Origin of the sequence: Bradyrhizobium sp. Arg237L, from assembly GCF_029990105.1 — a bacterium.
GTDB lineage: Bacteria > Pseudomonadota > Alphaproteobacteria > Rhizobiales > Xanthobacteraceae > Bradyrhizobium.
Genome location: NZ_JAQMIL010000028.1, coordinates 1 through 20,453, shown reverse-complemented (window position 1 = coordinate 20,453; position 20,453 = coordinate 1). Strand labels below are relative to the sequence as shown.

The 20,453-nt window shown below is 63.3% G+C and carries 8 protein-coding genes; all 8 read right to left on the bottom strand.

Going from position 1 to position 20,453, the window contains the following annotated elements; translation table 11 throughout:
* Positions 1-66: 66 nt before the first annotated feature.
* Positions 67-753: a formate dehydrogenase subunit gamma gene (locus OZ411_RS18625; RefSeq protein ID WP_282529123.1), complete on the bottom strand. Its 687-nt coding sequence runs from the start codon at positions 751-753 to the stop codon at positions 67-69.
* Positions 750-1,661 (bottom strand): formate dehydrogenase subunit beta, encoded by a 912-nt coding sequence (gene fdxH, locus OZ411_RS18620; RefSeq protein ID WP_130577375.1) that lies wholly within the window; start codon positions 1,659-1,661, stop codon positions 750-752. The genes OZ411_RS18625 and fdxH overlap by 4 nt, the downstream gene beginning before the upstream one ends.
* 11 nt (positions 1,662-1,672) lie before the next feature.
* Complete coding sequence (fdnG, locus tag OZ411_RS18615) at positions 1,673-4,744, bottom strand: formate dehydrogenase-N subunit alpha (RefSeq protein ID WP_282529122.1); 3,072 nt, start codon at positions 4,742-4,744, stop codon at positions 1,673-1,675.
* Positions 4,745-5,238: 494 nt separating this feature from the next.
* Positions 5,239-17,370, bottom strand: coding sequence for a filamentous haemagglutinin family protein (locus tag OZ411_RS18610; RefSeq protein ID WP_282529121.1), 12,132 nt, complete (start codon positions 17,368-17,370; stop codon positions 5,239-5,241).
* Between the two features lie 412 nt (positions 17,371-17,782).
* Positions 17,783-18,772: a FecR domain-containing protein gene (locus OZ411_RS18605; protein ID WP_282529120.1), complete on the bottom strand. Its 990-nt coding sequence runs from the start codon at positions 18,770-18,772 to the stop codon at positions 17,783-17,785.
* 98 nt (positions 18,773-18,870) lie between these two features.
* On the bottom strand, positions 18,871-19,383 hold the full coding sequence (locus tag OZ411_RS18600) for a sigma-70 family RNA polymerase sigma factor (RefSeq protein WP_130577380.1): 513 nt from the start codon (positions 19,381-19,383) through the stop codon (positions 18,871-18,873).
* Between the two features lie 59 nt (positions 19,384-19,442).
* On the bottom strand, positions 19,443-20,096 hold the full coding sequence (locus OZ411_RS18595) for an STN domain-containing protein (protein ID WP_282529119.1): 654 nt from the start codon (positions 20,094-20,096) through the stop codon (positions 19,443-19,445).
* A 115-nt stretch (positions 20,097-20,211) separates the two neighbouring features.
* On the bottom strand, positions 20,212-20,453 hold a 242-nt coding region (locus tag OZ411_RS18590; protein WP_282529118.1), incomplete at its 5' end, for a hypothetical protein.

Below are 20,453 nucleotides of genomic sequence, written 5' to 3'. Positions count from 1 at the left end.
CCTCCGGAGCTTTGACGCCTCCGAGAACGCCCTCCCATCTTCCCTGCGGTGCGACTTCGCCTTGCCTCACGAACCGCTCCTTATCGATGGAGTGTCATGGCTTACGCGAGGCACCGGTCCTTTCGACCCTGTTTCTGCCAAACGTGTGAACCACTTGCGATGGTGCCGATATGCCCAGCCCGGCGTGACATAGCCATGGGTCATGGCCCGCATCGAGCCTCTGATCCAGAGGCCGGCATAGACGTGGATGATCCATACGATGATCGCCCCGATGGCCGCCAAGCTATGGATCAGCACGGCGATCCGCTGCTGCTCGATCGTCGTGTACGACGAAAAATAGACTTCCCAGATCACAAGGCCGCTAAAGAACAGAACCGGCACCAGCAGAGCCATGGCCCAGAACACGAACTTCTGGCCGGCATTGAATCGCGCGACTTCCGGGACGCCGTCTTCCTCATTGACGAGAACGCGGGTGATGGCCCCAGTCCAGGCGAGATCGTCGCGCGTCCACATTTCATCGCGCCAGAACTGAATGATCAACCCGGTGTAACTGATGAACAGCACAACGCCGATCCATGGATGCGCGGCGCGCGTCCATTGGCCACCCCCGAACAGGTTCGACAAAAAGAACAGCATGGGATGAAACATCGCCAGGCCCGACAGCACCAGAAGCACGAAACAGCCGCCGGTGATCCAGTGGTTGATCCGGCTGGCCGCCGAATAGCGGATGATGGTGCCGCCGGGATATGTCATCGCGGCTTCTCCGCTGAACGCAACAGCCGCTCTGCTTCGGCTTCATCTTCAGGCTGCACGTCATTCGGCCCGACCGTGATCCAGTGGAAGAATCCGGCCAGCGCGGTGAACGCAAGACCGGCGAGCGCGACGGGCTTGATCAGCCCCTTCCAGAAGCTGACGAAATCACTGATATGCGGCTGTTCCGGCAAGTCCGAATAAATCGATGGCTTATCGGCGTGATGCAGAACATACATCACGTGCGTGCCGCTGACTCCCGGAGGATCGTAAAGCCCGGCATTCTCGAAGCCGCGCGATTTCAGATCCTTGATCCGCTCTTGAGCCCAATCCGTCATGTCGCTCTTCGTGCCGAACATGATCGCGCCTGTCGGGCAGGTCTTGACGCAAGCCGGCTCCAGCCCCACGGATACCCGGTCCGAGCACAGCGTGCATTTGTAGGACTTGTGATCGGTCTGGCTGATGCGCGGAATATTGAACGGACACCCTTTCACGCAATAGCCGCAGCCGATGCAGGCGTCGCTGACAAAATCCACGATCCCATTCGCATATTGCACGATCGCGCCGGGCGCCGGGCAGGCTTTGAGACAACCGGGATCTTCGCAGTGCATGCAGCCATCCTTGCGGATCAGCCACTCCAGATCGCCTTTTTCATTCTCCCATTCGTTGAAACGCATCAGCGTCCAGACTTCTGGGCCTAGATCCATCGGATTCTCGTAAGAGCCTTCGAAATATCCGACTTCGGGACGAAGGTTGTTCCATTCCATGCACGCCGACTGACAGGCCTTGCAGCCGATGCAGCGCGTCACATCGATGAGTTTTGCAACCTGTTGCTCGTAGTTGCGCGCTGCGGGAGGCGTCAAGGTCGTCGCTGAGCGCCGAATGTAGTCCTGGGACTGTAGGTCTGCCATTGATCGCTCCTTCAGGCCGCCGGACCGGTTGCTTTTTCGACGTTCACCAGGAACGCCTTGAATTCCGGCGTCTGCGTGTTCGCATCGCCCACTGAAGGAGTCAGCGTATTGGCGCCGAATCCCTTTCGCGCCTGCCCCGTGAAACCCCAGTGCAGGGGCACGCCGATCACATGTGTCGGTTTCCCGTCGACCGTCAAAGGCTTGATGCGCTTGGTGACGTAAGCCTTGCAGACGATGAAGCCGCGCTTCGAGGACACTCGCACCCAGCCGCCCTGGTCGATGCCTTTTTCCTTGGCCAGCGCTTCGCCAATCTCGACGAACTCCTCCGGCTGGAGGATTGCGTTGATGAGCGCGTGCTTGGTCCAGAAATGGAAATGCTCGGTGAGCCGATAGGTGGTGCCGACATACGGAAATTCGGACGGGGTGCCGAAATCTGCGCGATCATCGGCAAACACGCGCGCCACCGGATTGGACCTCACCTTCGGATGGAGGACATTTTGAGATGGCGACTCCAGCGGCTCATAGTGCTCAGGGAACGGACCATCCACCATCTGGTCGCGCGCGAACAATCGTCCGGTGCCTTCGGCATTCATGATGAACGGACCGACGCCATCGGACGGCTTCGTCGTCGGCGTGTAGTCGGGAACATCAATGCCGACCCACTGCTTGCCATTCCATTCGATGATGGGCTTCTCCGGATTCCACGCCTTGCCATTGAGATCGGCGCTGGCGCGATTGTAGAGAATTCGCCGATTGGCTGGCCACGCCCAGGCCCAGTTCGGAGCGATGCCCTGCTCCCGTGGATCGCTGGCGTCGCGCCGCGCCATCTGGTTGCCCTTCTCGGTGTAGCAACCCGTGAAGATCCAGCAGCCGCTTGCCGTAGTGCCGTCGTCGCGCAGTTGCGCGAAGCCGTCGAGCAGCTTGCCCGCAGCCACCGTCACCGCGCCGGTCGCGTCCTTGAGATCGACCAGCGCCCGGCCGTTCATGTCCTTCGCCAATTCCTCCGGATCGGGGCTGGTCGGGTCGGTATAATTCCAGGTCATGTTGAGGATCGGATCCGGGAATGCGCCGCCCTCCTTGCGGTACAGCTCGCGCATACGATGATAGATGCCGCTCATGATCCAGATATCCGACTTCGCGTCGCCCGGCGGCTCGGCAGCCTTCCAGTGCCATTGCAGCCAGCGCGCGGAATTGACCAGTGAGCCGTTCTCTTCGGCAAAGCAGGTCGTCGGCAACTGGAAGACTTCGGTCTGGATCTGGGACGGATCAACAGGATTCTGGGGCCCGAAATTTTCCCAGAACCGCGAGGTCTCCGTGTCCAGCGGATCCATCGTCACCAGGAATTTCAGCTTGCTGAGGCCGCGGCGAATCTTGCCGCGATCCGGGAATGCCTGCAACGGATTGAAGCCCTGGCAGATGTAACCGTTCATCTCGCCCTGGTTCATCATTTCGAACGCGCGGATGATGTCGTAGAGGGGAACGTCGAGCTTGGGCAGCCAGTCATAGGCCCAGTCATTGTCTGATGTCGCGGAATCGCCGAACATCGCTTTCTGGAAGCTGACAATGAATTTGCGGTAGTTCTGCCAATAACTGACCTGGCCGGGACGCAGCGGCTTGTACTGCCGCGTCTTCATGTAGTCCTCGAAGGTCGTCTCCTGGTCCGTCGGCAGATACAGATAACCGGGAATCTGGTTCGACAGCAGACCGACATCCGTCAGGCCCTGAATGTTGGAATGCCCGCGCAGCGCGTTCATGCCGCCGCCGGCGACGCCGATATTGCCGAGCAGCAATTGGACCATCGCCATGGCGCGGATGTTCTGCGAGCCGACGGAATGCTGCGTCCAGCCAAGCGCGAACAGGCATGTCAATGCCTTGTCAGGTGCCGCCGTGGTGGCGATCAGTTCATAGACCTGCAGAATTTTGTCCTGTGGCGTGCCGCTGATACGCGACACCATCTCCGGCGTATAGCGATCGACGTGCTGGCGCATCAAGTTGATGACGCAGCGCGGGTTCTGCCAGGTGTCGTCAACCTTGGCGAAGCCCTGTTCGTCGAGCTCGAAATCCCAGCTCGATCTATCGTAGGTCTTCTTCTCTTCGTTAAAGCCGCTGAAGAGTCCGTCCTCGAATCCAAAGTCCTCCTTCACGATCAGGCCGGCGTTGGTGTAGTGCTTCACATATTCATGCTGGATCGCATTCTTTTCCAGCAAGTAACGGATCAGCCCGTTCAGGAACGCAATGTCGGTGCCCGGACGGATCGGCGCATACATGTCCGCGACCGAAGCGGTGCGCGTGAAGCGGGGATCGACAACCACCAGTTTGGCGCCGTTCTCGATCTTGGCTTCGATCACCCATTTGAAGCCGCACGGATGCGCTTCAGCGGCGTTACCGCCCATCACGATCACCACATTGGCATTTTTGATGTCCTGCCAGGTGTTGGTCATCGCACCGCGACCGAATGATGGGGCCAAACTGGCCACCGTCGGTCCGTGTCAGACACGCGCCTGGTTGTCGAAAACCACCATGCCGAGCGCGCGCACGACCTTCCATGTCGCGTAGGAGGTCTCGGTAGACGACGCAGACGCAGCCAGCATGCCGGTGCTGGTCCATCGATTCACGGTCGTGCCGGCGGCGTTCTTGGCGATGAAATTCTTGTCGCGGTCGTCCTTCATCAGCCGCGCGATACGGTCGAGCGCGAAGTCCCAGCTGACTTCCTTGAACGCGTTGCTACCGGGAGCGCGATAGCGCGGCGCTCTCAGCCGCGTCGGCGCATGAACGACGTCCAGTAGGCCCGCCCCTTTCGGACAAAGCGTCCCGCGGTTCACCGGATGATCCGGATCGCCCTCGATATGGATGATGTTGGATCGCGCATTCTTGGCACGATCGCCCATGCTGTAGATCAGTATGCCGCAGGCGACAGAGCAATAGGTGCAGGTGTTGCGGGTCTCGGTCGCGGCTGCCAATTTGTACGGCCGAACCGCTGCGGCGAGCGCCTCGCCGGTATAGCCAAAGCCGAGTGCACCGAGGCTGGAGGCTGCAAGGCTGGTGCCGGTGAGTTTGATGAATCCGCGACGACTCAAATTCATTGTCATCCTCCGAACCCGCGCCACAAACCTTACACCCATAATAATAGTAAGTTGGGGCCGCGTTCTCACAAGAGAAAACAGGGCGGTCAACCCAGCATAGATCAACAATCCTCGACTACGTCAGCCCCTCTACCGCTTTCATTCGTGCGTTTTCGAAAGGCGATGTCTCATCGTCAGGTCGCAGTGCAATGCCAGCATAGCTCGAAGATCATCCGCGCAGACCTCTCCACGCGAATGATGGGTTTCGCGGCGCTCTACCCATCCTACGATTATCGTCGAACCTCGCACCGCTGTCGTCCCTGCGAATGCAGAGACCCATAGCCACAGAGAGGTGTTGTGGCGGGAGCAATTGGTTGCAGCGGAGCGCACCACAGAGGCCTGTGGTTATGGGGCCCGGGTCAAGCCCGGGACGACGGGGGTCGCCGAGTTTATCGTATCCCGCATTTCGGCGAAAACCGGGTCATCGGGCTTGCGCGGGCAGAACCTCCGGCGCGTTACCGAGATTGCCCTTTCAGGTTATGTCTTTCTCTCTCGGTTAGCTGGACCTTTTCCTCGCTGGTGAGATTGCCGAGGCCCACGAACTGAACCGAACTATTTTGATCGTAGCGGAGTCCACCGGAAGCGTCGCTGCGGCGATCCTTGCGTGAGGTTTCATCCTGGTCGCCATTGCCGCCGCCGAAGCCCAAGAATTCGACCATGATGATCGATGGCTGGTCGCTGTTGGTGGACTGCGTCGGCGCCGTGGTCTTTTGCGCCGCCCCGGCGGTGCTGTTCGCCGCAAGCGCAGCATTGATGTTTGGCGCCTGCACGGTCGGCACGCCCGTCACCGTGCCCTGCCCGGAGATGTTGGCGGCATTGACGATCTGCAGCGCGGCAAGGTTGACGTTGCCGGAATGGCGGATGCCGGCCTCGCCGGCGTCGATGGTGCCGAGCGGCGCGATCAGATCGATATCGCCCGCCGGCACCTGCGGGATCGGGTTGAGCGTTGCGATGCCGGCGCCGGCCGACGGCACGACCGGCGACAGCGAGACGTTGCCATAGGCATCGTAGGTGCGTTTGGGCGGCGTGAAGATCGTCGTCGTCTTCGAGCCGCGGCCGGCGTTGATGTCGCCGGTGGCCGACCACACCAGGATGTTGCCGCCGAAAGTGGTCATGATGCGGCTCTGGCCGAGCAGCACGCTGCCGAGCGAATAGACGTCGATGTCGCCTGAGCCCTGCGTGATCAGGCCTGCGCCGGCGCCCGGCGACACGCCTTCGACACCGATAAGGGTCCTTCCACCCGGATTGAGGATCTGGATGCCGCCGCCGAACTGGGTCTGGATGCCGGCGTCGGCGAGGTAGGGATTGCCCAAGACATCCTTTGTAAAGCCACTGAACATCGTGATCGCGCCTGAATAGGTGATCGGCTTGCCGTCGGCATCCTGATCCGGGAACAGCGTCGCGATCGCCTCGCGGCCGCGCAGATAGCTGCGAGGGCGCGGGCTCGTGATCGCACCGCTGTATTCGCGGCCGCTCCGGGTGAGCTCCTTGTAATAGACGTCACGCACGAAGACGCCCTGCTGCGCCGTGGGCAGAGCCAGGAAGAAGGCGAGCGCATCCGCCGCGGTGCCGGTGTAGTTAAAGCGCTGCTGCAGCCACGCCAGCAATTCCTGGTCATAGCTGTGGACCACCTTGCCGCTGCCGGCGAGCGGCGTGTCCTTGGGCAACTGGTTGGCGGCATCGAAATACAGCTTGGCGAAAGCCGCATAATCGGGACCGCTCGCGCCGACTCCCGCCAGCGCTGTGATGCCGGCGCCACGTGACTTGTTTGATTGATCGAGGAGATCGCCCACGCTGACCAGCGACCCGTAATAGCCCTGATACAGGTTGCGGCCGGCCTGCACCTGAAGCAGGCCCGGTCCCGCGATGGTGACCGACTGGTAGATGATATCGCGGCCTGCCTGCATGAGCGAGATATCGTTGCCGCTTGTGTTCAGGAACACGCTTGGCGTCGGGCCGGTGCCGACGATATCGCGCCCGGCGATCACCTCGAACGGCTTGGCCGCAAGATACCAGGTGTCGTGGTTCGGAGCGGTTCGGAAGTTGATGCTGGCGTTCTGCTGCTGCCCGAGGATCAGGTCGTCGATGTCCAAGCCTGCATAGACCAGCGCGGGCTGCGCATCGCCCGCATGCAGATTGGAGATGGGCGTATCCTCACCAAAGGCGATCGGATTGAACTGATTGACCATGTACGCCGACGTCGGGCTGGCGTTGGTGTTGCCGCCGCCGCCCACCGACGTATTGAACACGGGACGGAACGGCGTTGCCAGCGTGCTCATATCGGCCCCTGACATTGCGACCACCTGGGTCGAGCCGTAGATCGAGCCTGCGGCGAGGAGTTCAAGCTGGCCTGATGGCGATGGCATCAGCTCGAGAACCGTGAAGGTCTGATCGCGAGACACGGGCTCCGCAAAGCGGATATCGCCGTTGGCCGCCGCAACGATCAACGTTCCTGGATAGAAGCCGTTGCTGTTTTCAACGGCGTTGAAGGCGGTCCCCGTCAACGGCGCGACGTCGCCGCCGGCTGAATACAGGTTGATCGCGGTCGCCGGCCTCCATAGCGTGAAGCTCGATTGCCCGCCGGCGACCAGCGTGGTCGTGCCATCCGCATTGCGCAGCGTATAGGGAATGCCTTTGAGATCGACCAAGGCTCCCATGCCGGCATCACCGGTGCCGCCGAACACCAGGTCGCCGCGCGTCATGATGCTGACCGTGCCGTCACCCGGCGTGAAGATCGGGCCGGGCGTCTTCAGCGAGCGCTTGAAGATATTGGGATCGGTTGCGCGCGGATCGACCGAGGTGAAGGCGGCACCGCCGTTGTTCACCGCGAACGCACCGATAGAACCAGCTTTCACGACAATGTCGCCGCGCAGATCGGTGATAGAGCCGTAATAGTCGGGCACTTGCGAAGATAAGATCGGCATTACGAAGTTAAGCTTGCCGCCGACTTTCAGTGTGAGGTCGCCGCCGCCGGTTTGCAGCAGCGTGCCGTCCGCCAGCACCCGTCCAGTCGAAGCCACCGCGAGATCGAGACCGGTCGAGCCGTTGCCCGTCACGCCTGCGTTGCCGCCCGCAATCACGGTCAGGTTGCCACCGCCGAGAGTGCCGATGCCCTGGAAGCCGACAAGCTGCGACCTATCGCTAAACTGAGAGGTCTTTGCATAGGAGCCGAAGTTGACCCACCAGGCGGCCGGATCGGCGGACAACCCTCCGCCTCCCTGCCGACCGAACCAATTGCCGGTGAGATCAGAGTCCACATAGCGCGTGTTGTTGTCGAAGATCTGGATGTTGCCGGTGACATCCTGCTGAGCCGTGAGCAGGAGGTCGCCGCCATGCTCCGGATACCACGCCTGCGAGGTGCCGCTGCTCGCGGCTCCAACGACGTCGTAAGGGTTGCTGCCGTCAGCCGCGAGGACCGGCGCGGATTGTGTGCCGGCGGTGTAGACGCCGTAAGGCGTGGCCTCGCTGAAGCTTCCACCGGCCAGCAGATCGAGGCTGCCGGTGCCGGTGCGGACCACGCTGAAGAACGTGCCGTTCAGCGATGAATTGTAAACAGGGTCGTTCAGCGTGAGATTGCCGCGACCGTTGAGCGCCTGTCTCGTCTGCAGCGCGCGCTGGTCGGCGGCTGCGAGATCTGCGCCCGCCACGAGGCGAACCGATGCCGACAGCGAACCTGGCGCGAGCATTGACGCCGCCGGGGCTGTAGCAGCCGCGCCTGGGACTGCAGGGCTCGTCACAACTCCGACGATAGGCATGTTGGACGGCTCGAATGCAAACCCATAACTGTTGCTGGCACTAATTATCGTGCCCGCCGGGATAGTGTCTCCGGGGTTGTAAGCGTTATTGTTGCTATCGACCAGATTGCCCCAGTACTCAAAGGTCCACCAATTATAAAAAGCGTCGTTCGGGATGGTCCAGTCACTCATGACAACAACGTCGGTGTTGTTATCCTGCCAGAAGGTGTAACCGTTGAATGTTCTCTGGGAGAAGAACGAGATGTTCGTGACGTCGATGATCGTAACAGTCGCCGGTATTCCGGCCGACGACTTGAATCCGTCCGAGATGCTTCCCTTGACGGTCAGGCCACCTGCCGCGCGCACTACCAGCGCCATCGGTTCGCCCGCGCCGTAAGTCGCCGAGTTCGGGTCGCGATCGGCGGTCGCGCCGTAACGATATTTCGCGAGGTCGATATCGCCCGAGGTCGAGAGATCACCGCTCGAGGTGATCTGAACGCCCGGGCGCAGGTGGAAGGCGCGGCCGTAGGACGACAGGCCCGCGATCCTGCCCTGCAGCGCGCCGTTCCCCAGCGCGGCGTTCATGAAGGTCGTGCTCGCGGTGTCATAGCCATCCAACGTCGCCTGGCTGATGGCGCTGCCCGCCGGCAGGTCATAGGTCCAGAACGCGTTGAGCGCGATGCTGTACGCGCCCTTGATGTTGAGCGGACCGGTGGCGTCGATGGCGACGTCGCCCGAGGTCTCGCCGGTCCGCTGCGCGTTCAGCTGGACATCGCCATAGGCCACTCCATTCGGCGTGGTGAGATCGAGCGTGGCGCCAGGAGACAGCGTCAGCGTGCCACCCGCGGCGGTCAGCTCGATATGGCCGCGGTTCTTGGCCTCGATGGCGTGCCCGTAGCTATCTGTCTGCAGCACCGTGCCATGGGCATCGAGCACCGCGCTCGAGGCCAGCGTCAGACCGTCGCCGGCGGAGAGCCGGATGGTGCCCGGCGCCGCGCCGGAGGCATCGATCGTGCCGGTGACGGTGAGACTGCCGCCGTCGACCGAGACCATGACATTGCGGGCTTTCACGCCATCGCCGATGACGAGATCACCGGTCCGGATGTCAAAGCTGCGCGCATTGAAGAAGCCGCTCTGCGTTAAAAGTGCATTGAGCGCGGTGAAGTCGGCGTTGGAGAGCGTGGCGGTAGTAACGCTGAAGTCGCCGCTGGTGGCTCCCCCCGTCGCCGTGCCGTTGAGCGTGCCGCGGAGCGCGACCGGTCCATTGACCGCGCTGATGCTGATCGATCCGGCATCGGCATTGGTAGCGGAGACGTCGATTGTCGAGCCCGCGGTCTGCGTGACGCCGCCCTGCGCGCTGTTGAAGATCGCCGTGCCGCCGAAGCCGTAGACCGTCGCCTTCTGGATCTGAGACGGCTGGCCACTGAGATCGATGCGGCTGCCGTCATTGAGCGCGATATTGTTGGTGGCGTTGACCACGAGCTTGCCGCTCGGCAGCAGGATCGTGCTGCCGATGGCGACGCTGTCGCCGGTCAGGTCGATCTCGGCGCCCGACACCGTGCTCTTCGCCGCGCTCGGCGCCATACCTGCGGGCGCGACGACGTTGAGCGCCCCGCCTGCGGCATAGGCCATGATCGATTTCTGCAGCCCGGTCAGGAGCGGGGTCGTCAGCGTCAGGTTGCCGCCTGTTCCGCTCTGGCCGAACACGGCCGCGGGATCGGAGCTGGGCGATTGGTAGACGTACAGCTTGCCGTTGCCGGCCGAGACGATCTGCGATCGACCGATGATGTTGACATTGCCGAAGCCATAGACGACGCGGCTCACCGAGCTGCTATCGAGCGAGACGAAGCGGCCGAAATCGATCTCATCGGCGACGAAATCGAGCGTGCCGCTGCCGGTGCCCGGCCCGCCCGCGGCGATGGCCGGCGGCGTGGCGCCGGCGATCCCGTTCCAGGTGATCTTGTTGGCGGCGATCACGTTACGGTCGCCTGCCGCGCCATATCCGTAGATCGCTGACGCGTTGAGCACGAGATCGACGCCGCTGCCGGTGGCATCGAGCCCGGCGCTGCCGAACAGGTTGATCGAGTTGCTGCCAGTCAGTGTGATCCTTTCCAGCGCTGGCGCGCCATGGCTGGCGTCGCCATGGACAAGTGTATTGAACAGTGTCTGGTCGAACAGCAGACCAGCCGGCGCGCCGGCCGCGGCGACGGTCGCGGCGTCGCCGATGTTGATGGCACCGGCGGCGAGCGCGATGTTGCGCGATCCGAAACGGGCCGTGGAATCGACCGTGGACGCACCGTTGGTGGCAAACGCCAGCGTGCCTTCGGAATAAAGCTGCGCCCCTGCTCCAATCGTGATAGCGCCGTTGCCCTGCGAGCCGAGGAAATTGAGGTCGCCGTTGGACAGCGCCAGCACCGAGACGTCGTAGGCGGTGTTGTAACCCATGCCGGTCGAGACCGAATCGAACGGCGCGGCGCCCCGCCCGATCGTGCTCAACGTCACATTGTTGCCGAGGCTGATGTTGCCGCCGACCAGGAATATCTCACCTGCTCTGAGCGTGACCCCGTCACGGATGACGATGTCGCTTCCCCCCTGGAACAGGATCACGCCGTCGACGATCCCTTCGTAGCCATTGACCATCAGGCGTGGCGCACCGAGGGCATTGAGATCGGCTGCGCGCACCGAGGCGCCGGTGAACCCCGGCGTGGGCGCATCGGCATAGATTTCACCGACGTTCCTCAACAACACCTGACCGGGGAAGCCGCCCTGCGCGCCCTGGAACAAGGCGGTGCCGTTGAATGTCAGCGCCGATCCCGTCGCGGGGGATGACGGCGCCTCGAACTGCAGCACCAGCGCCTTGCCGTCGGCCGGCAGCAGCGGGCGCAGACCGCCGAATTGCGCGGCATTCGCAGTGAAGAAATCGCTGAAGCTCTGCTCGTTGTATTGCGAGTATTTGCGGACCGACGTGCCAGCGGTGATCAGCGCCGTCACCGGCAGGCTGCTACGGATCGCGGTGTTGGCGACGCCGGTCGACACCGAGGCGACGTAGGTGCCGTTGCCGACCGACGTGGGGCTGGTGATCGGGTTGGTGCTGCTGCCGCCGAGTTCGACGCGATACGCGCCGGGCAGCAGCGCATAGTTGGACGGCAACAAGGTGTAGGTGCCGGCCGGCAGCCCCGGAACGCCCGCCGGAATGGTGACCCGCTGGCCGATCGCCGGATCACCCGCGCCATTCTCGGGCGCGACCGGCGCATAGCTGGACGCATAGCCGGGCACGATGGCGTAGACCTTGTCGCCGGCCTTGCTGAGCGGAGCCGCGGGATTGGCGTTGACGAGCGGGGTGGTGAGCACGTTGACCGAGCCGCCGCGTCCGGAGACGAAGCCCGCGCCGCTGAGCGTGCCACCGCCGGACATGTCCAGGACTGCGCCGCTGGCGACATTGACCGACTGCCCGTCCAGGATGATGCCGGACCCAAGTCCGTTGCTAGGGAAGTTGGTCAGGGGCCGCGTGATGCTGTTCACGGTGGCGCCGTTATAGCTATAGCTGACTCCGTCGATAGTGCCGCCGTACGGAATCGTCAGGCCCGCCATCGAGACCGAGGTCAGGCTGCCCGGCAGCAGATCGACGCGCTGCGTGAAGACCGGGTAACCCATGCCGAACGTCAGGGTGCCGAACGGTGCGCGGACGATGCCGCCCTGTTCGACGATCGGCGCCTGGAATGCGAGGCTGCCGAACACGGACAACGGCGCGTCCGGAATGGTATCGGTGGTGCGCCCGATGGTCAGCGTCACGGTGGGATCGGAATTGCCGCTGCCCGCGATCACTGCGGCAAGGGTGTTGGTCGCCGGATAAAGCTGTGCGGCGAGGAGATCGAGATTGCCGCTGGTGGCAAGCTGCGTCGTGATGACCCCAGCCATCGACAGGAAGCGGATGTCGCCCTGGCTGACCAGCTTCGTCGTCAGGAACCCTGGCGCAAACATGTTGTTCGGCGCGCGCGCCGAGAACTGGACGAGGCCCTGGATGTCGATCTGGTTTGCGTCAGCTTCGAAGGTCGCGATGGTCGGCACCGCCGCGCCGCCGGGATTGCGAATGCTGCCGCTGGTGAACCCGTCCTTGACCTCGGACGCAGGTTCACTGAAGAGGATGTAGGGCGCAGATAGCTTTACATTGCCGGTCGTCGGCTGCATCGAGGAATCGATGGGTCCAGACACCGGCGTCCCCGACGTGAAGGCCGCTGCGGTGAGCGTCAGGCTGCGGCCCAGCGCCAGCGACACATTGCCGGAGAACTGCATATAGTCGCCGGAGGTCAGGGTCAGGCTGTCGAACCCGCCGGCCTTGACCATGTCGGCGCTCACCGTGGTCCGTCCGAACATGAGCGAGGCGGCCTTGGTGCCGGGCGCGATGTCGGGCGGCAGCGCCGAATCCAGACGTCCCTGCACCACCGTCATGACGCTGGGAAGGACTGCATTCGCTGGAACAAGGTGGGACCCAGCACTCAGGTCAAAGGGGAACGACCGCGGGTCGAAGATCGGCGTGGTGAGCGCGATCGACAGGCCGCCGCCCGAGGCGCCCGCGCCACCGGCGAACGCATGCATGTCGCCGTCGAGGTAAAGTCCGCTCTGCGAGGACAGCGTAATCGAGCCGCCGCCACTGGCAAGCGTCAGCGGCTGGCTGGCTGTCTGCGCATTGCCGCCCGCCGCGAGATCGATCGCGAGCTTCGTCCCGTCGGCATTGAGTTCGGCGCCCGGACGGATGATCACGAAGGCGCCGCCGCCATTGATGGTGATCGCGCCGCCGTCAGTTGCTTGCCCGTAACGGTGCCCGGCGGAATCGGACGCGCCGTAAGCCAGCCCGGACACGTCAAGCCTGGCATTGGCATCGATCCATATCGAAACGCCGCGGCCGTTACCCGCCGCATCGAAGTTGCGCCCCTTGTCGAGTGAACTGCCGTCAGCGTCGTTGACGAGGTTGATGCTGCCGCCGCGCGCGATGAGATTGCCGAGCACCGTGATCTGGCCAAAGGCATCGAGCTTGATGCTCTGCCCGGGATCGACGGCGATCGACGCGCCGTCGCTCACGACAATCGCGCCGCCATCGACGAGTCCCCCAGCGCTGGATTTGGTCAGTGAGCGCAAGATCACGCTGGCGCCGCCGCGCTGCGTGAGCGTCGCGCCCGTCGGGTTCTCGGTGAACAGCGGCGGCAGCCATAGCGACATCGCCGACGACGGATCACTGCCGGTGCGCGCCGCATAGCTGTCGGCGGTAAACCGGTAGACCGGCATCGTGGGCGCAAGGACAGTGTTGTTCGCAACGAGAATGCCTTGCCCGCCATTGATGTCGTAGCTGGAGAATCCTGCGGTGAAGAACGAGGGATTGAGCGCGGGCGCGGGGGTGATTGCAACCGTTTGCGGCAACAGCGTGCCGGCCGGGATGATCGCGCCGACCGGATAGGTCATCGGCGTGGATTGAACCGATCCAGCGGCGTAGGTAATTTGATAGGGCTTGATCGGAATGCCGTTGGGAAAAACGCTCGAAGGGAAGACGGTGCCGGCCGGAAAGACATCACCGGCGTCTCCGCCCAGGTTAAAGTTAAAGATGACCGACCCCGCCGGCAACACCTTACCCGCTTCCCAATACTCTATGTTGCCGTTCACCCGTGTCTGCACCAATATCCCTTTCGGAATAGTCCAGTCCGCGCCTGTCGGCGTGCTCGGCACACCCGCCGACCGGACGTCGACCGGGATCGGCGCGTCGTAAACGATTGATGTAAAGGTCAGCACCAGCGCCGTCGGCAACGGCTGACCTGCCGGAATCGTCAGCGCCTGTTTGAGCTTCAGCGCGACGGGTGCCGGCGTGCCGGCTGGTAGCACGCCGCCGGCCAGCCCAGCGTTATCGCCGATCAGGAGGTTGCCGGGCGAAGATATCGTCAGCGCGCCGCCGCCGGTCACGCCATAGGCGCGGATGGTGCCATCCAGGACGAGAGTGCCGTCACCGGGCGTTCCGGCGTCCTGCTGTGCGTGGCCGGCCATGATCGTGACATTGCCGCCCTTGCCGCCCTGGGTCTTGCCAGTGACAAGGACGGCGCCACCGGATGAGACATCGATGGTGCTGCCCGCCGCCAGCGTCACGTTCTGCGTCGAATCGAAGGTGACGCTGCCGCCGTTGAGGAAGGCAAGGTTGGCGGCGCTGTCCGGATCGGTCGTCTCGTTGACCCACATTCCGCGAGCATCGATCGTGACGCCGCCCCTCAGCGTGAGGTCGGCGCCTCCGCTTGGGGTCGTCAGCGTCTGGGTGCCCAAAGCGCTGGTGAGGATGTTGCTGACGGTAACGGCACCGGAACGGACGGTGATGTCGGCGGCGAGGTCGACGGTCGGCGCGACCAGCTTGACCTGCGCGCCAGGCGCGAAGGTCAGCGGCGCGTCGACCTTGATCGCATCCGCCGATGCGACGTTGAGGCCGCCGAGGCCGAAGCCGTTGAGCGTCGGCGCATCGAACCAGGCGGTGTTGGTCCGCTCGGTCGGCACCGAGCTGGTCGCCGACATCGAACTGGTCACATCGGTGGCCACGTTGCCGAACACCACATTGGTGCCGTAGGCGCCGGCCAGGCCGCGGGCGGTGTACTGGCCGAGCGCCAAGGTGCCGGCGAGCGGCGCCACGTTCTGGGTCAGCTTGTAGCCGTCGGTGACGCCGGCCGGGCGCGCGTTGCGCTGGCGCTCGCCGTCGATCACGCCGGCGACGATCTGGCCTTCGAAGAGCGAGGTCGGCGTCGACAGAATGAGGCTGCCGGCGTCACGGCCCGCGGTGTAGCCGTCTTCCCATCGCAGATTGACGGCGCCCTTGCCGAACGGGGACGCCCAGATCTCGGTCAGCCGATCGTCAACCTTGCCCTGGATAGAATGCGGGCGCCTAAAGCTGCCGGCGAGCGCCACGAACTGGACGTCCGCCGGCGCATTGCCGATGCTGTAGAGGCGGCCATCGGCGCCAAGCAGATTGCTGGTCATGACATAGCCCGGCGCATATCTCACCGAGCCGCCGGAGATATTGAAGGTCGAGCCCCGCTGCGCGATCACCTCCGGCGCCGCCAGCGTGATGCTGCCGCCGACCGCGGTCCATTCGCCGATCCGGTGCCCGGTGTTGTTGAGATAACCCGAGACTTCCAAGAGGCCGCCAGCCGTATAATAGCGATCGGTGGCGTAGCCGCCGGTGCCGGCCGGCACCAGCGTCAGGTCGCGGGCATCGATCCAGACATTGGCGTTGAACAGATTGCCGCTGTCGCGGTTCTGCGGACTGTCGCGCAGCTCGTTGCCCTGGACATTGACCGCGATGTTGTTCGCGCTCATCGGCAGCACGGTGCCGGTGGTGCCGGAGACATCGAGGGTGGCGCCATTCTCGATGAACACCCGCTGGCCGGCACTCACCACCACCTGGCCGCCCTGCGCCTGGGTCAGCGAGCCGTTCCTGATATCGACGATGCCGCCGGTGACGATCTCGATCCGCGACTGATCCTGGCGGTCGGCCAGCAGCGAGAGATTGTCGAACTGCCCGACTGCCACGCCGGCCCGGGTGACATTCTGCGCCGCCGAATCCGCGATCAACGCGTCGCGCTTGGAATCGAGCGCGATGGCGTCACTGTCGGTCTCGGGCACCACAGCAGTGAAGGCGTTGCCGGTCAGCGTGACGCGGCCGGTACTGTCGCTGGCGGAATTCAGAAGATGGATGGTGCCGCGCTGGCTCACCGAGGTGGTCGACAGCAAAACGCCGTCCTGGGTCACGGCATGGCCCGCCAGCGTGATGTCGCCCTGCTGGCTATAGATCATGCCGCTGTTGCTGACCGCGCCGCTTAAGCTGCCGCTGCCGAGCAGCGGTGCGATCTCGGTGCCGCGCGTGGTCGAGCTGGTGTTGCCGATCGTGCTGTATCCGGCGTGGAGCACGAAGCTGTCGCCGGCGGCGAGCTCGGCCTGACCGTTCGGGGTCTGGATCAGGCCGGCGTTGCTGACCTGCGTGCCCATCAGCAGCACGTAGCCGCCGCCCGAGGTCACCGAGGACGGCGTGTTGGTCGTGATCTGCGCCCCGGCTTCCACCGTGACCGCGCCACCGGCGCCGGTGAAGCTCGGCACGTACTTGGGGTGGTTGTTGTTGTCGGTGCCACTCTGCGTCGAGTAGATGCCGCTGGTTTGGAACTGGGCGTTGGTGATGTTGGCGGTCGACGCAATCAGCGACCCGACATTGATCTGGCTGGCGCCGCCGAAGATGATGCCGTTCTGGTTGATGATGTAGACTTGGCCGTCGGCCTTGATGTTGCCGAGGATCTGGCTCGGGCTGTTGCTGCCGGTGACGCGGTTCAGTGCCACCCAATTGGCATTGCCCCGCTGATTGAACGTCAGTGTGGTCTGGGCGCCGACGTTGAAGCTGTTCCACTCCAGGATGGCCTGCGCGGCGATCTGCTGGATGCCGACATTGGTCTGGCCGCCACCGACCGACTGCGTCGGGGCATTGGCGCCCTGCCAGGTGCCGCCCGGCGCCACCTGCAGCCCGCCTGCTCCCAGGCCGTTGGGAACGCTCACCTGCGGCAACGACGTCGAGCGCTGCGACGCCGCTGCGGCGGCACGCGCGGCCGCCTGCACCGCCTGCATGGATTGCACGGCCCGCGACAGCGCGCCCTGGCTTTGCTTCGCCGCTTCCTGCGCCTGCTGCGAGGCCGCACTGGCCGCGTTGATCGCAGCCGTCGTTGCCGCAACGCCTGACGAGCCGCCGAGCGGCCTGGCCAATGCCGCGTCGCTCAGCGCCATCGCCATCACACTCGCGCCCGCCAGTAGCGCGCCGCGCGACAATCCCGCCGACGCTCTCAGCATTGGCGTGGCTCGAGCATGATGCAGACGCATCGTCTTGCGGAACGAGCGGGACGAAAAGCTGCGGAGCGGCATGGAGGATTCCCTGAACGAAGACAGCGGAGGCGATGTTGCGGAGCATGAGAGCGTTACGGAGTGACTGCGGTTGCGGTGCGCGGAGGCACCGTCACACTCTTCTGTCCTCATCGTGGGGAGGTGCGGATGGATACGGGAGACGCGTTGGTCCGGACCAATAGGTCTGACTTGCCGAACACGCGTTCCGGTCGCGTATGGCTCTCGTCAATTCAAAGCCGAACCTGGACGAAATATTCATGTAATCCCCTCGGACCGTCCTATGACGTTCCGAGCGGGGTCGATGTGAATCGACTTCGGAGAATTTTTTTGATCTTTTTTCGGCGGTGAGCGGACCCGCCCGTCAGCCAACCAGCACAATGCCGGCCGGCAGGGTGCGGATGCGGGCTCCGAACACATCGCGCACCTGAACCACCACATCGTCGAGACGATCGAGCCTGAACCTCGCCGTCACCAATCCACGGCCGAGTTCCGCGTCCAGCAGCACGATCCGGCCCGGCCGATAGCGGTTGACTTCCGCGATGACGTCGGCCAGTGGCTCATTCCGAAACACCAGATAGCCGTCTCGCCAGGAGGTGACGGTCACGGGATCGACCAGGTCCACGTTACTCATCATGCCGCCGCCGTAGGCAACCTGCTGCTTTTCCCGAAGAGTGGCGGCGTGATCGCGATGTTCGACGCGCACCGAGCCGGAGAGGCAGGTGACAACGATTTTCGCTGTGCTGCAACGGATGTTGAACTTCGCGGCATCCGCGCTGGTCAAGCCGTCGGCGGCGATCACCTGGACCGGCTTAATCGATGCCGCACCGATGATGGCCTCGCCGGACAATAGCTCGAAGCGATCCGCATTGGTTGCCGTCGAGCGAAGCGCGATGCTGGTCTGTGTATTCATCTGGACCGAGATGCCGTCGGCCACCGTGATCTGCCGCTGCTCTCCGGTCGCTGTGCGATAATCCGCGGCCAGTTCAGATATTGACGGCCACAAGTCGAGCGGCGGACGGAACATCGCGTAACATGCCGCGGCCGCTGTCGCCGTGGCAAAACCGCCGATCAGCGTTCTCCGGCCGATCACTCCCCGATGCATCTCCGCCGGCACAGGAAGGGAGACACTTCCGCTCCGGACCATCGTCTCGATCACCGACGGCATGGCGCGCCAAAGGGTGCTGGCCTTGGCGAACGCCTCGACATGACGGGGGCTCTGCGCCAGCCAATGGCGCAGAGCTGCCCGGTCCTCGGCCGTCGCGTCGTCGTCGGTGACGCGTGTCAGCCAGGCGATGGCGTCTCGCTCCAGTGACTTGCTGTCCTTATTCCCGGGTGGGATATCGGTGGCCATGTCCATATCTCAAACTCGCCGATATCAGATCCGGGCTATCTGGAGTGACCTGCGCAATCCCTAAGACGTTCCGGCAAGCGGCGATGTGAACATCGAAACTACACATTTTTGTCAATGTAATCCTTGCAGGCCTCCAGGGCCCGCTGCAATTCAAACTGGACCTGCCGGCGCGAAATCTTGTAGCGCTTGGCGATTTCCGCACGGGGAATTTGCTCGAAACGCGCGGCGATCAGAATCGCGCGCTGCCGCGGCGGCAACGCCAGCAATGCCTCCGTCAATGCTGCAAGTTCAATCTTCGCCTCGGAAATCCCGTCCGGCCCTGGCCGTTGATCGGGGATGTCATGAAGCACCGCATCGATCGGGACCTGATGCCCGCGTCGATATTCGGTTCGGCGACGATCGCTGGCGATGTTGTAGGCTGCCTTGAACAGGTACGCTGCGGGGCTGGAGACCGATCCGGGATTGTCGGTCCGATTGAGGCGCAGATAGACCTCATGCAGCGCCTCGCTTGCCAATTCCGCAGAGCCGAGGCGGCGGGTCAGTCTGTCGCGGAGGTCGTAATACCGATCGACCAGCAATTGACGCAGGCTGGCCCAGGTCGTTTCAGACACGGCACGGCTCCGTCTGCGTACGCCTCGCCTGAACGATCACGGCGCCAACGCCGAAGCTTTCACCGATTTTCATGGATGTACCGCTGGCATTCGTCTTGATAGCTGCGCCGCGCGATAATCATGGTGACCGGCTGTGGCATATTCGCTGGCGGAGATTGCCCGATTGAAAGCCCCCAAAGAGCTCCTCGAAGCGATCGGTCGCGCACGTCGTCGCCGGTCGTATCGAGCAGTGCCGGATCCTCTATCAGACCGGTTGATCCGATCGAGAACTGGAGCGCCGCACGGTAGCCTCCTGGCCGCGTCATGGCATTCTGACAGAGCGATCTGATGATCCTCTGTTGGGTCAGGCCAAGAAACGCATCGTAATCAACGACCCGCTGAGCGCCGACGGCACGATCGGGCTCGACCGCGAGCGGCCGAATTGTAAAAGCACCCTCGGAGGTATGGCTCGCGGCCAGATCCGTGCCGGCCAGCAACCGTTCGATCGCCCGTTGCGGTGTGAATTTTCCTGTCACGGGAGAAGAGTTACGGGACGCCGTGAGTGCACTCTTATAGAGAATCTGCAACCCTGTCGCCTGGATATAGGCTTCCAAAGCGACGTCGAGCGGCTGCGCTGGAATGTCAAATTCTATTTCTGGTTCAGCAATCTGTGACTGGGCTCGAGACGACATATTGCTGAAAGCGAACACTGTGACGGCGATGCCAAGAGCCAACAAGAGCCGTGCTGGATCACACAGAGACAAGTGACTGCTGCCAAATGATTCTGGACGCGCAGCGCCCGGGATAGACGCCACCTCCGACGAGGATCGAGCGCGGCCGGGCTAGGCGCTAATCACGAGGCAATCGCACCCCATAGAAGCGGGTCATATCCATTAAAGATGACAGTACGGTAACACCCAAGGCAAAGCGCCGTCCTTGAGTGTGCGTATTCCCGGCATTGGGGATTCCCTGTTGGCGGGATTTCGGATTCAAGCTTGATGCTGAAAAACAGTCCAGCCCCGACAATCCCCGCGTCATCGGCATCAAAAGGCGGCGCTTGCGGGCAGCACCTGGGATGGCCATTGCGCCGT